This is a genomic window from Devosia sp. Soil_C_22 (assembly GCF_057657195.1).
This window is the reverse complement of sequence record NZ_JBDGIY010000001.1, coordinates 3,489,644-3,502,528: the sequence shown is the minus strand read 5'-3', so window position 1 is coordinate 3,502,528 and position 12,885 is coordinate 3,489,644. Positions and strand designations below refer to the sequence as shown.

Sequence of the window (12,885 nt, the reverse complement as noted above, 5' to 3'; positions counted from 1 at the left end):
AAAACCCCGATCGGCCGGCGAGGCGTGCGCCTCACATATTGCTGCGGACTACCGCGAGGGGCAAAGGCCCCGCCGGCCCGTCGCTTCGCTCTTTGACATCCTCCGGGGCCAAATGGCCGCCGGATGCATCGGCACGCCTATGGGGCACCTGGCGATCTCACTCCACCGGCGTCATCCCGGCGCACGCCGGGACCCATTGCTCAGTTGGTAGCCCAAGCTCACACCGGGCCAGTCCATCCGGCAAGGTCGGCATCATCACTGCGCGGGCTAGCTCCGCGCACTGGTCCCGGCGTGCGCCGGGATGACGACCGGGTGGGAGGCGGCATGGGGCGACCGCTTCAATGGGATCGCCAAACCCCAAAAGCAAAGGCCCGGGATCGCTCCCGGGCCTCCAAACCATAACAGCGCGATGCTTATTGCACCGGGCCCTTCTCGACGAACTTGCCGTCTTCGACAGCCAGCTCGACGATGATGCCGTCGACGTCACCGGCCGCGTCGAAATCGAGCGGGCCACCGGCGCCTTCATAGTCGATGTCGGTGCCGGCAGCGATCAGCTCGACCGCCTTGCTCCACTCGCCGGGCAGGATCTTCTCGCCCGGGGCCGAAGCCACTTCGCGCAGCGCGGCCGACAGGCCTTCGCGAGCGGCCGAGCCGTTCTTCTCGATCGCGAGGGCGAGCAGGAACGCGGCGTCATAGGCCTGCGGCACGTAGGTGCCGGCAGGATCCAGGCCGGCGTCGGCGGCCAGCTTGTTGAAGACTTCGGCCGATTCACCGGTATAGGCACCGGCGCGGGTGGCGATGATCTTGCCGTTGACGGCTTCAGGCGGGAGGCCGGAAGTCAGATCGTCGGCAACCATGCCGTCGCCGCCGACGAATGCAGTGAACTCGCCGCCTTCGATGGCCTGCTGCAGGATGGTCCTGCCCGAGCCCGACGCGTAGGCGAGGATCACGAGGTTCTGCGAGCCGCCCGAGCTGAGCTGGCCGAGTTCGGCGCGATAGTCGGCCTTGCCGTCTTCATGCGCGACGTTGGCCGACACGGTACCGCCACCGGCGGTGAACGTGGCGACAAACACGTCGGCGAGGCCCTTGCCGTAGTCGTTGTTCACGTAGGTGACGGCAACGTCCTTGATGCCCTTGGCGAGCAGCAGCTCACCGAGCTTGACACCCTGGAAGGCATCCGACGGGGTGGTGCGGAAGACGAGATCGTTGTCCGCCAGAGTGGTCAGCACCGGAGCCGAGGAGGCCGGCGAAATCTGTACCACGTTGCCGGGAATGCCGGCGGTGTTGGCGCCTGCAACGGTCGGTCCGGTGCAGAACGCGCCGAAGATCGCCGTGACCTGGTCGGTATTGACGAGGCGGTCGGCGGCCGGGCCGGCAGCCGTCGCGTCGCAGGCGCTGTCGCCCACTGACGTGATGATCTGGCCGCCGCCGAGGATGCCGCCCTGTGCCTTGACGTGGTCGAAGGCGAGCTGGGCGCCCGCGACGATCGGGCCGGCCATGGATTCGATCGGGCCGGTAACGTCGCCCAGGATACCGATCTTGACGTCTTCAGCGAACGCGGGAGCCGCGAGACCGAGCACGGTCGCAGCAACGGCGAGGCCAAAAATATTGGTTTTGGTCATGATGTCCCTCTGCACAGTTACCCCGGCATGCGGCGTTGTATTTCCCGCCATCTAAGCTCGAAGCAACATTGTCTTGGGGGCACAACGTATGCCCCGCTGCCGCGGATATTGCATAATTCGCAAACGCGAGTCACCCGGTTTTGATCGGGTGGTAAAACTCTCGCGCCCCACTATGTCCCGCTGCAGCCGGCCGCTAAAGTCGCGCCGCCACTGACCGTCAAGTGTATGATGAACCTCGCGCTCCGCCTCGTCCTGCTTCTCGTCCTTGCCCTGCCTGCGGCAGCACGCGCGCAGGACTCCGTGGTGACGCTCGAACCGCCGGCGGCCGAAGCGGCGCCGGGCGAGGCACAGCCGCCGGCCCCGCCGCCGCCCTGCGGCACGCAGCAACTGAGCATTGCGCGCATGACCTGGCCATCCGCCGCGCTGCTGGCCGAAATCCACTCGCGGCTGCTCACAGCCAATTTCCGCTGCAACGTCGCCGTGCAGGACAGCGACCTCGCCGCCACCGGTTCGGCGATGGGCGCCAATGGCCAGCCCGCCGTCGCCCCCGAACTCTGGACCGGCCGCATCGCCGATATCTGGAACGCCGCGATCAAGGGCCAGAAGGTGCGGCAGGCCGGGCCCGCCTACGCCGAGCCGGGCTTCGAGGGCTGGTTCGTGCCCGATTATGCCGTGGCGCAGTGGCCCGAGATCACCACCGTCGACGGGCTCAAGGCGCATGCCGCCGATTTCGGCGACGGCAACGGGCGCGGCAAGTTCATCTCCTGCCCCCTTGATTGGGGCTGCGCCATCGTCAACCGCAACATGCTACGCGCCTATGGGTTGGACCAGATGTTCGACATCGTCGAGCCGGCCAACCGCTTCGAGCTCGACACCCTCATCGCCGAGGCGGTGGGCCGGCAGGAGCCGATCCTGTTCTACTACTGGCGCCCCAACGCCATCCTGGCCCAGTTCGGCTTCCGGGACGTGCAGCTCGCCCCGTTCGATGCGACCGCCTTCACCTGCCTTGGCCGGATCACCTGCGCCGCGCCGGCCCCGACCGGCTTTGCGCCCGATCCGGTGGTGATCGGGCTTGCCGAGTGGGTCTATCTCGATGCCCCGCAGGTCGCCGCCTATTTCGGCCGCGCCCGCATGCCTTTTGCCGAGATGAACCTGATGCTGCAGCAACTGAGCGAGCCGGACGCCACAGTCGAATCCGTCGCCGACCGCTTCGTCGCCGAGCGCGACGAGGTCTGGCGGCCATGGGTCGGGCTGCCGCTCGAGGCCGCGCCGCAGTAAGCCTTCATTAGGTACGAAGCCGGTTCGCTAGCGCGCCGTTACAGGGTTGTCATCCGGGCCGCATAAACTGCCGACCAGGTCTGGCCGCAGGCCGGTCGATGCCACGTAAAGCATTGCAACTGCTGGAATATTTCAACGACATTAGTGCTTCGGCAAGACTCTTGGGTCACTTTTGCCGGTGACCAGGAGGGTCGACGTTTGCCACGTGTCATGCTCGAAGCCGCCGTTGCCACATACCGCAAGGTCTTTGCGGGTGTCGCTGTTGTCGTGGCCATCATGGCAGCAGTTTCGGCGGTCGGCCTGTTTGAAACCGGCGTCGATCACGGTCTGTCGGTCTCGCTGCTGACTGCCCGCGTCGCCGCCTCGATCGTCATTCTGGCCGTACTGCGCTGGGGCTATGTCCGGCTGCGCGCCGAGCTCGATCGCGCCGCCGAGGAACATCGCCGGCATCTCGATCTGGCCTACCAGGACGCGCTGACCGGCGCCTTCACGCGGTCCTATTTTCTCAGCTCGCTCAAGGATCAGCTGCATGGCGACAAGCCGGTGGCGTATCTGCAGATCGACATGGACAATCTCAAGGTGCTCAACGACGCGCATGGCCATGGCGCCGGCGACAGCGCGCTGATCAACCTGGTGCGCTCGATCCGCAGGCTGCTGCCCGATGCGGTGATCGGGCGGCTGGGCGGCGACGAGTTCGGTCTGTTCGTCACCGGCCAGGACAGCAAGCCCGCGCTCGTTCGCCTCGGCGACCGGATCCTGTCGGCACTGAGCGAGCCGATCTATATCGACGGCCGACCGATCCGGCTCTCGGCCACTATCGGCATCGCAGTCTGGCCGCAGGATGCTGGTGAAGTCAGCGAACTCGTCTCCAAGGCGGACCTGGCGCTCTACAAGGGCAAGAAGCTCGGCCGCGCCAGCTCGGTGGCCTTTGAGGCCGAGCTGCTTGCCGACGAGCGGCACAAGCGCTTCGTCGAGCGCGACCTCCGCGCTGCGATCCTGCTCAACGAGCTCGAGCTGCACTACCAGCCGATCCATGCCGGCAACGGCACGGACATCATCGCCTCGGAAGCGCTGGTGCGCTGGCAGCATCCAGTGCGTGGGCGCATCCTGCCCGGCGACTTCATCGCCGTGGCCGAGCAGTCCGACCTCATCGACAAGCTGGGCGACTGGGTGCTGAAGCGCGCCTGCCTCGATCTCGACCGCGTGCCCGGCGGCAACGTCAGCATCAACGTGTCGGTGGTGCAACTGCGTCGCCCCGATTTCACCCAGCGCTTCACCGCCATCGTCGAAGGCACCGGCGTCGATCCGCGGCGCCTCATCATCGAGGTCACCGAATCGGTGCCGCTCAACTCGGGGGCGGTGGAGCTCGGCAATATCGAGACGCTGCGTGCGCTTGGCGTGCGCGTCGCCATCGACGATTTCGGCGCCGGCTTTGCCAGCCTCGAATACCTGCGGCGCTTCCCCTTCGACATCATCAAGATCGACCGGTCCTATGTCGGCAACCTGCCGGGCAGCCGCATCGACGGGCTGATCGTCTCGGCCATCGTCAAGATCGCCCGTTCGCTCAAGGTCGAGGTCGTGGCCGAGGGCATCGAGACTGAAGCGCAACTCGCCTTCCTGCAGCGCGCCGGTGTCACGGGCCTGCAGGGCTATCTGCTCGGCCGGCCCGCGTCGCTTGGCGCCGGCCTCGCTCTCGCCAGCGCCGCCTGATTCCAGCCACGACTTTCGCCTGCCTTGCCTGTCCGTCGCGCGGCTGTCTATAAAGGCGGCCGGGAAGACATCGGCCTATCTATCGGAGTTAGTGATTTGGACGTGAAGCGGATCGACGACAACTTCAGCGTGTCCCCGCAGATCAACCCCGAGGATGTGGCGGCCATAAAGGCCCAGGGCTTCGTCGCCATCATCAACAACCGGCCGGATGGGGAATCCCCGGATCAGCCGGACAGCGCGACGATCGAGAAGGCCGCACACGAGGCGGGTCTTGCCTACCACCATATTCCGCTCGGTCGCGAAGGCGTCAGCCAGGACATGATTGAGCAGACCAAGCAGGTGCTCGAGGGGAGCGCCGGCCCGGTCTTTGCCTATTGCCGTTCGGGTACGCGTTCCACCACGCTGTGGGCGCTCAGCCAGGCCGGCAAGGCGCCCGCCAGCGAGATCATCTCGGCGGCGGCACATGCCGGGTACGACATGTCCCATCTTGCGGGACATCTGAGCCAGAAGTGAGCCGGCGGGCTGGCGGGGCCTTATCCCCGTTGCCCGTTGCACAGACTACCCTTGCCGGCACACGTGTGCCCCACCCCTCCTGCTCGGGTTAAATCGATGCCGATCAAGAAGATCCTCGTCGCCAACCGCAGCGAAATCGCCATCCGGGTGTTTCGCGCTGCCAACGAACTGAACATCAAGACGGTCGCCTGCTATGCCGAAGAGGACAAGCTGGCGCTGCACCGGTTCAAGGCCGACGAGGCCTACCTGATCGGCAAGGGTAAGGGCCCGGTCGAGGCCTATCTGCAGATCGACGAATATATCCGCATCGCCCGCATCTCCGGTGCCGACGCGATCCACCCGGGCTACGGCCTGCTTTCTGAGTCACCCGAGTTCGCCGATGCCTGCGAGGATGCCGGCATTATCTTCATCGGGCCCCGCGCCCAGACGATGCGCGACCTCGGCAACAAGGTCGCGGCGCGCAACATGGCGGTCGCCTCGGAGGTGCCGGTGGTGCCGGCGACCGATGCGCTGCCCGACGACATGGACGAAGTGAAGCGCATGGCCGCCGAGATCGGCTATCCGCTGATGCTCAAGGCATCGTGGGGCGGCGGTGGCCGCGGCATGCGCCGCATCATGGACGAGTCGACGCTGGTCCACGAAGTCTCCGAGGGCAAGCGCGAGGCCAAGGCCGCCTTCGGCAAGGATGAGATGTATCTCGAAAAGCTGATCGAGCGCGCCCGCCACGTCGAGGTGCAGTTGGTCGGCGACGACCACGGCAACCTCGTCCACCTGTTCGAGCGTGACTGCTCGGTGCAGCGCCGCAACCAGAAGGTGGTCGAGCGCGCTCCGGCGCCATACCTGCCACAGGACGTACGCGACGAGCTGACGGCTTCCGCGATCCGCCTCGGCAATGCGGCGAACTACCGGGGCGCCGGCACAGTCGAATTCCTGCTCGATGCCGACACGAACAAGTTCTACTTCATCGAGGTGAATCCGCGCATCCAGGTCGAGCACACGGTGACCGAAGTGGTCACCGGCATCGACATCGTTAAGGCGCAGATCAAGCTGCTCGAGGGCGCGGTGATCGGCACACCCGAGTCCGGCGTGCCGAAGCAGGAAGACATCCGGCTCAACGGCCATGCCATCCAGTGCCGCGTCACGACCGAGGATCCGGAGCAGAACTTCATTCCGGACTATGGCCGCATCACTGCCTATCGCGAGGCGACGGGCTTCGGCGTGCGCCTCGATGGCGGCACCGCCTATGCCGGCGCCATCGTCACGCGCTTCTACGATCCGCTGCTCGAGAAGATCACCTGCTGGGCCCCGACTGCCGACGAGGCGATCGCTCGCATGCACCGCGCGCTGCGCGAGTTCCGCATTCGCGGCGTAGCGACCAACCTCGCCTTCCTCGAGAACATCATCACCCACCCGGATTTCGTCGAGAACCGCTACACGACGCGCTTCATCGACACCACGCCGGCATTGTTCGACTTCAAGGCGCGGCAGGACCGGGCGACCAAGCTTCTCACCTACATCGCCGACGTCACGGTCAACGGCCATCCCGAAGTGCGCGACCGGCCGCGCCCGCCGGCCGATGCGATCGAGCCTGTGGTGCCGGAATATGAGCCGCTGATCGTCGTCGAGGGGTCCAAGCAGATCCTCGATCGCGATGGGCCGAAAGGCCTCGCGCGCTGGATGAAGGCGCAGCAGCAGGTGCTGTTCACCGACACCACGATGCGCGACGCGCACCAGAGCCTGCTCGCGACCCGCATGCGCTCGTTCGACATCACGCGGATCGCCCAGGCCTATAGCCGCGGGCTGCCCAACCTGTTCTCGCTCGAATGCTGGGGCGGCGCGACCTTCGATGTCTCCATGCGCTTCCTCAACGAGGATCCGTGGGAGCGGCTGAGCGCCGTGCGTGAGGGCGCGCCGAACATCCTCACTCAGATGCTGCTGCGCGGCTCGAACGGCGTCGGCTACACCAACTATGCCGACAACGTGGTGAAGTTCTTCGTCCGCCAGGCGGCGAAGGGTGGCGTTGATGTATTTCGCATCTTCGACTGCCTCAACTGGGTCGAGAACATGCGCGTTTCGATCGACGCGGTGGCGGAAGCCGACAAGGTGGCCGAGGGCGCCATCTGCTACACCGGCGACCTGTTCGACCCGGACCGCTCCAAGTACGACCTCAAATACTATGTCGGGCTCGCCAAGGAGCTCGAGGCTGCCGGCGCCCACGTGCTCGGCCTCAAGGACATGGCGGGCCTTCTGAAGCCCGCCGCGGCCAAGAAGCTGATCGAGACGCTGAAGCAGGAAGTCGGACTGCCGATCCACCTCCACACCCACGACACCTCGGGCGCTGCTGCAGCCACCATCATGGCAGCGGTCGAGGCCGGCGTAGACGCCGTGGATGCGGCGATGGACGCGCTGTCGGGCACGACCAGCCAGCCGACGCTCGGCTCGCTCGTCGCAGCCCTCAAGGACGGCCGGCGCGATCCCAAGCTCGATGGCAGGGTGATCCGCGAGATCTCGTTCTACTGGGAAGCGGTGCGCACGCAGTACCGTGCCTTCGAGAGCGACCTCAAGGGTGGCGCATCGGAAGTCTACCTGCATGAAATGCCTGGCGGACAGTTCACCAACTTGAAGGAACAGGCGCGCTCGCTCGGTCTCGAGTCGCGCTGGCACGAGGTGGCGCAGACCTATGCCGATGTGAACAAGATGTTCGGCGATATCGTCAAGGTGACGCCGTCCTCTAAGGTCGTCGGTGATATGGCGCTGGCCATGGTGTCGGCCGGCCTCAGCCGCGCCGAGGTCGAGGACCCGGCGCGCGACGTTGCCTTCCCGGATTCCGTTGTCGGCTTCTTCGCCGGCGATCTCGGCCAGCCGCCGGGCGGCTTCCCGGCGGCGCTGCAGAAGAAGGTGCTGAAGGGCAGGACCCCGCTGACCGAACGTCCCGGCTCCTATCTCAAGGATGTCGACCTCGAAGCCGAGCGCAAGAAGGTCGCCAAGGAAGCCGGCGAGGATATCGACGACAAGCGTCTCGCCTCGTACCTGATGTACCCGAAGGTGTTCTCGGACTTCGTCAAGACGCAGGACAAGTATGGCCCGACCGAAGTCCTGCCGACGCCGATCTATTTCTACGGCCTCAAGGAGGGCGAGGAGGTCTTCCTCGACCTCGAAAAGGGCAAGACGCTGGTCCTGACCTATCAGGGTCGCACCGAGACCAATGAGAAGGGCGAGGTCCGCGTCTTCTTCGACCTCAACGGCCAGCCGCGCACCATCACGGTGCCGGATCGCCTCAAGGTCGGCGAAGTGAAGGTTCGCGCCAAGGCCGCCATCGGCGACGCCAAGCAGATCGGGGCGCCGATGCCGGGCGTCATCTCCGGCCTGGGCGTCAAGGTCGGCGACAAGGTGTTCGCTGGCGACGTGCTGCTGTCGATCGAAGCGATGAAGATGGAAACCGCCATCCACGCCGAAGCTGACGGCGTTGTCGCCGAGGTCACGGTGAAGCCGGGCGACCAGATCGACGCCAAGGATCTGCTGGTGCGGTTCGAGTAGCCAGAAGGCCCGGCAATCCGGGCCTTCCTTTTCGCTATGCGGCGTCCGGGCCCCAGTCCTCGGGCGCCGGGTTGACGACGGTGAGCAACTTCAGGCGCCGGACCGCGCCGTCACCATCTATCCAGGTCATCGTAGCGCCGGCCTTGAGCCCGAGCAGCGCCGCGCCGGGCGAAGAGGTGACGGAGAGCCGGTAGCTGCCGGCCGGCTCGGCATCCGAGGGCAGGACCAGCTTGATGATCCTCTCCTCGCCGGGAGTCTCCTTGTAGCGCACGACGCTACCGAGCCTCACGACGTCCGATGGTACCATGCGGTCGGGGACGACCTTCGCGCGATCCAGCTCGTATAGCAGGAAATCGGCGCTGGTCGTGCCGACGTCGGTCAGGGCCGCAATGGTCACCTGACGCCGCTCGTCCTGGCCCACGATGATGGGCGGCGACTGTCCCCAGTCCGCGAGAGAGATGGTCGTCATTTCATATCTCCCTGCATGTTGCGGTGATCCGCCGACGCGTGGGGAGCGACCGGTAGGGCGCCCGACCTGCGTGGTTGGCTGGCGTAGCTGGCGTGGCACCATGGACATCGCTGCGCCGAGCGTGGGCGCGGTCCCGTGCAAGACCGGCAGTATCGAAGGATGCTCATGCCATCACCTCACTGGCTTGCCGGGGTAACCCTGGCCAGCGTCTCCAGAACCAGCGCGCGATCCTGCACTGAGCGCAGCCTGATGGTCATGCTCTCGGTCTTGATCGGGGTCTGGGGCGGGAGGCTGTACTCCAGGCCGGGCAGATGGGCGGTTGCCCAGTCGCGGAAGCGACGGAGCTTGTGGGCGCCGGAAATGGGGAAGGTGGCGGAATACTTGAAAGTCATGGACAGTACCTCACGACCGACATGCGACGGCGCCACGCCGAGAAACGGCGCGGCCTTGGCAGGTCGGAAAAGATCAGGGGAAGTTCGTGAAGTCCTGGTGCCGCGCTTGCCCAGCAGGGCAGGTCGCAACACCAGGCAGCTATCCTGCCTTGCTGAGGCGGCTTTCGAAATAGCGCTGGGGCACGAAGATACTGCTCATGGCGGGCATCATGGCCATATCCACCATGTTGTCAAATCTCCAGTCAGCGGCGACGATAGGTGCCGTCGATCACCTTGGCACCGTCGGCGCTGCGCTGGTAGACCGGGGCCTTCTGCGGCAGCATGCGGACGATCCAGCTGACCAGCAGCGGGATGACGACGAAGTCGTCGACCCAGCCGAGCAGCGGGATTATATCGGGGATCAGGTCGATCGGGCTCAGCAGATAGGCCGGTACAAGCAGCATCAGTGCCTTCAGATGTACCGGGGTCTCGGGCGCCATAAAGGCGCGCCACAGCGTGCCGAGTTCCTTGCGGAAGGTGACGAAGCGGGCGAGGAGCGAGAACTTGATCATGATACCGGTGAGATGGTCCCGGTCGGCGCGCGCTTCAAGAGAGGTGCGGCTATTTGAGCTTCGGGTGCCCGCCGGTCACGCAATCGTAACATTGCGCCGCCAACCTCAAAGGCCTATTTGCTGGTGCGAATAGAGGTCGATCGATGAGCATTTCTCCCCGCCGGCCCTCGGTCGGCGTCAATGTCGGTGGCGTGATGGTCGGTGGCGGAGCCCCGATCGTCGTCCAGTCGATGACCAATACCGATACCGCCGATATCGAGGCGACCGTGCGCCAGGTGGCGCAGCTGTGGCGCGCCGGTTCCGAGATCGTCCGCATCACCGTCGATCGCGATGAAGCCGCTGCCGCTGTACCGCATATTCGCGACAAGCTCGCCCAGCGCGGCGTATTCGTGCCGCTGGTCGGCGACTTCCACTATATTGGCCACAAGCTCCTCACCGATCATCCAGCTGCGGCCGAGGCGCTGGCCAAGTACCGGATCAATCCGGGCAATGTCGGCTTCAAGGCCAAGCGCGACACGCAGTTCGCGACGCTCATCGAGCTGGCGATGAAATATGACAAGCCGGTACGCATCGGCGTCAACTGGGGCTCGCTCGACGAAGAGTTGCTCACCAAGCTGATGGATGAGAACTCGGCCTCCGCGACGCCGGTCAGCGCGGCGGCTGTGCAGCGTGAGGCGATCATCCAGTCGGCGCTGCTGTCGGCCGAGCGTGCCGAGGAGCTCGGGCTTGGCCGCGACAAGATCATCCTGTCGACCAAGGTGTCGGACGTCCAGCACCTGATCGCGGTTTACCAGGATCTCGGGGCCCGCTGCGACTATGCGCTGCATCTCGGTCTCACCGAGGCGGGGATGGGGTCTAAGGGCATCGTGGCCTCTTCGGCCGCCATGGGCATCCTGCTGCAGCAGGGGATCGGCGACACCATCCGCGTGTCGCTAACGCCCGAACCGGGTGGTGATCGAACGCAGGAAGTGCGGGTCGCGCAGGAACTGCTGCAGACCATGGGCTTCCGGCAGTTCCTGCCTGTGGTGGCGGCCTGCCCGGGCTGCGGCCGGACCACCAGCCAGACTTTCCAGGTGTTGGCCAAGGAGATCCAGGACCATCTGACCTCCTCGATGCCCGAGTGGAAAGAGCGCTATCCCGGCGTCGAAAGCCTGTCCGTTGCGGTCATGGGCTGCATCGTCAACGGCCCGGGCGAAAGCAAGCACGCCAATATCGGCATCTCGCTGCCCGGCACCGGCGAAACCCCTGCTGCCCCGGTGTTCATCGATGGCCAGAAGGTCGCCACCCTGCGCGGCGCCGATGTGGCCGACCAGTTCAAGCTGATGGTCGCCGACTATATCGAAAAGCGGTTCGGCGTGGCCGAGAAGACCGCGGCGGAATGAGCCCGTTCTGGCAGCGCCTGCTGATCGGTGAGGCGGCCAAGCGGCGCTGGCTATGGCTCGCTGTGCTGGCCGTAGTCCTCGTTGTACTGGGATTAACCGGCAATCTTCGGCAGGGCTAAGGGCCGTAGTCTAGTTTTCGCGCTCGGCGAAGAACTTTGCCGTTTCGCGCAGGCCCGTGGCGTGCTCCTCGAACGAGACGAGGGCACCCAATGCATCGTGGATGACTTCACCGAGTTCGCGGCGTGCCGCGTCGACGCCGATCCGTGAAACGATGGTCTGCTTGCCGGCCCCCGCGTCCTTGCCGGTCGCCTTGCCCATCGTCTCGGTCGTTGCCGTCACGTCGAGAATGTCGTCGGCGAGCTGGAAGGCGCGGCCGGCGGCTTCGGCATAGCTGGTGAGCAATGCCAGCTGCTCGTCGCTCGCACCGCCGAGGAGGGCGCCGATGCGGACCGACGCGCGGATCAGGGCGCCGGTCTTCATCGCGTGCATCTGGGTGATGGCGCGTTCGGTGAGGAAAGTGGTTTCGCCCTCGATGTCGCGCATCTGGCCACCCACCATGCCTCCGGCGCCGGCGCCGGAGGCGAGCTCGAGTACCAGCCGGGCGCGGACTGCGGGGTCGGGGTGGGCGGCCTCTGCGGCGAGCAGGCCGAAGGCGTGGGTCAGCAGCGCATCGCCGGCGAGGATGGCGGTGGCGTCGTCATAGGCCTTGTGCACGGTCGGCAGGCCGCGGCGCAGGTCGTCGTCGTCCATCGCCGGCAGGTCGTCGTGGATCAGCGAGTAGCAGTGCACCATCTCGACGGCGAGGCCGGCGGTGACGCTTGCCGCGTCCGCAACGCCGAACACCCGCGCCGCCTGCCGCACAAGCAGCGGACGCAGGCGCTTGCCGCCGTTGAGGCTGCCATGCCGGATGGCGGCGACGAGGCGGTCGGGCGGTACGCCCGGGCCGGTCAGCCGGCCGGGGGAAAGCAACTCGTCGAGGGCACGCTCGGTGTCGGCGGCGGTGCTGGCAAGATCGTCGCGGAAGGAGTAGGTCACGGCTGGATATCGTTCGGGGCGGGTCACGCGCTTGTAACGGATTTGCCCTGGGTCCGGAATGGTGCAGCAAAGCTGCCGAGGCGCCAATTTCGCCCCTTCCCATGCGGGCGATTGTGCTCTATAGACCCCCGCAATTCCCGACAGACCCCGTCTGTTAGTCGCCGGAACGCCTTCGGCGAAATGCTATTGAACCAGGAGTAACAACCATGGCAGTGCCAAAGCGCAAGACGTCGCTGATGAAGCGCGGTTTCCGCCGCTCCGCCGACGGCCTCGCCGCCCCGGCCTATGTCGAGGACAAGGATTCGGGCGAGCTGCGTCGTCCGCACCACGTCGACCTCAAGACCGGCATGTATCGCGGCCGGCAGATTCTCGAGCCCAAGAAGTCATAAGCTTCCG

Annotated in this window: 12 protein-coding genes; 7 read left to right on the top strand and 5 right to left on the bottom strand. The window is 65.8% G+C overall.

Going from position 1 to position 12,885, the window contains the following annotated elements:
• Positions 1 to 413: 413 nt before the first annotated feature.
• The gene (locus AC3A6I_RS17035; protein ID WP_487544955.1) at positions 414 to 1,622 is read right to left on the bottom strand and encodes an ABC transporter substrate-binding protein; all 1,209 of its coding nucleotides are present in this window, start codon (positions 1,620 to 1,622) and stop codon (positions 414 to 416) included.
• Positions 1,623 to 1,850: 228 nt separating this feature from the next.
• Here AC3A6I_RS17035 and AC3A6I_RS17030 point away from each other — a divergent pair, with 228 nt between their 5' ends.
• The 4 genes from AC3A6I_RS17030 (at position 1,851) to pyc (ending at position 8,660) form a co-directional block, all read left to right on the top strand.
• Positions 1,851 to 2,900: a glycine betaine ABC transporter substrate-binding protein gene (locus AC3A6I_RS17030; protein ID WP_487544954.1), complete on the top strand. Its 1,050-nt coding sequence runs from the start codon at positions 1,851 to 1,853 to the stop codon at positions 2,898 to 2,900.
• A gap of 198 nt (positions 2,901 to 3,098) precedes the next feature.
• Complete coding sequence (locus AC3A6I_RS17025) at positions 3,099 to 4,610, top strand: putative bifunctional diguanylate cyclase/phosphodiesterase (protein ID WP_487544953.1); 1,512 nt, start codon at positions 3,099 to 3,101, stop codon at positions 4,608 to 4,610.
• Between the two features lie 102 nt (positions 4,611 to 4,712).
• On the top strand, positions 4,713 to 5,123 hold the full coding sequence (locus AC3A6I_RS17020; RefSeq protein ID WP_487545053.1) for a protein tyrosine phosphatase family protein: 411 nt from the start codon (positions 4,713 to 4,715) through the stop codon (positions 5,121 to 5,123).
• A gap of 96 nt (positions 5,124 to 5,219) precedes the next feature.
• A complete protein-coding gene (gene pyc / locus AC3A6I_RS17015) occupies positions 5,220 to 8,660 on the top strand; it encodes a pyruvate carboxylase (protein WP_487544952.1) in 3,441 nt (1,146 codons plus the stop codon).
• Positions 8,661 to 8,694: 34 nt separating this feature from the next.
• Here the strand turns inward: pyc and AC3A6I_RS17010 are convergent, their stop codons facing one another.
• From AC3A6I_RS17010 to AC3A6I_RS17000, 3 genes are all read right to left on the bottom strand, one after another.
• On the bottom strand, positions 8,695 to 9,129 hold the full coding sequence (locus tag AC3A6I_RS17010) for a GreA/GreB family elongation factor (RefSeq protein ID WP_487544951.1): 435 nt from the start codon (positions 9,127 to 9,129) through the stop codon (positions 8,695 to 8,697).
• A gap of 176 nt (positions 9,130 to 9,305) precedes the next feature.
• Positions 9,306 to 9,521, bottom strand: coding sequence for a hypothetical protein (locus AC3A6I_RS17005; RefSeq protein ID WP_487544950.1), 216 nt, complete (start codon positions 9,519 to 9,521; stop codon positions 9,306 to 9,308).
• A gap of 242 nt (positions 9,522 to 9,763) precedes the next feature.
• Entirely contained in the window at positions 9,764 to 10,072 is a 309-nt protein-coding gene (locus AC3A6I_RS17000; RefSeq protein WP_487544949.1) for a YkvA family protein, read from the bottom strand.
• Positions 10,073 to 10,215: 143 nt separating this feature from the next.
• Between AC3A6I_RS17000 and ispG the strand changes: the two genes are divergently transcribed.
• Both ispG and AC3A6I_RS16990 read left to right on the top strand, forming a co-directional pair.
• Positions 10,216 to 11,454, top strand: a complete 1,239-nt coding sequence (gene ispG / locus AC3A6I_RS16995) for a flavodoxin-dependent (E)-4-hydroxy-3-methylbut-2-enyl-diphosphate synthase (RefSeq protein WP_487544948.1) — start codon at positions 10,216 to 10,218, stop codon at positions 11,452 to 11,454.
• A complete protein-coding gene (locus AC3A6I_RS16990) occupies positions 11,451 to 11,573 on the top strand; it encodes a hypothetical protein (protein WP_487544947.1) in 123 nt (40 codons plus the stop codon). The genes ispG and AC3A6I_RS16990 overlap by 4 nt, the downstream gene beginning before the upstream one ends.
• 10 nt (positions 11,574 to 11,583) lie before the next feature.
• On the opposite strand, the gene AC3A6I_RS16985 is transcribed toward AC3A6I_RS16990, so the two are convergent.
• Complete coding sequence (locus AC3A6I_RS16985; RefSeq protein ID WP_487544946.1) at positions 11,584 to 12,489, bottom strand: polyprenyl synthetase family protein; 906 nt, start codon at positions 12,487 to 12,489, stop codon at positions 11,584 to 11,586.
• A gap of 206 nt (positions 12,490 to 12,695) precedes the next feature.
• On the opposite strand from AC3A6I_RS16985, the gene rpmF reads away from it, so the two are divergent.
• Positions 12,696 to 12,878 carry a 50S ribosomal protein L32 gene (gene rpmF / locus AC3A6I_RS16980; protein ID WP_487544945.1) on the top strand — a complete coding sequence of 61 codons (183 nt, stop codon included), beginning with the start codon at positions 12,696 to 12,698 and terminating at the stop codon, positions 12,876 to 12,878.
• The last annotated feature ends 7 nt before the right edge of the window (positions 12,879 to 12,885 follow it).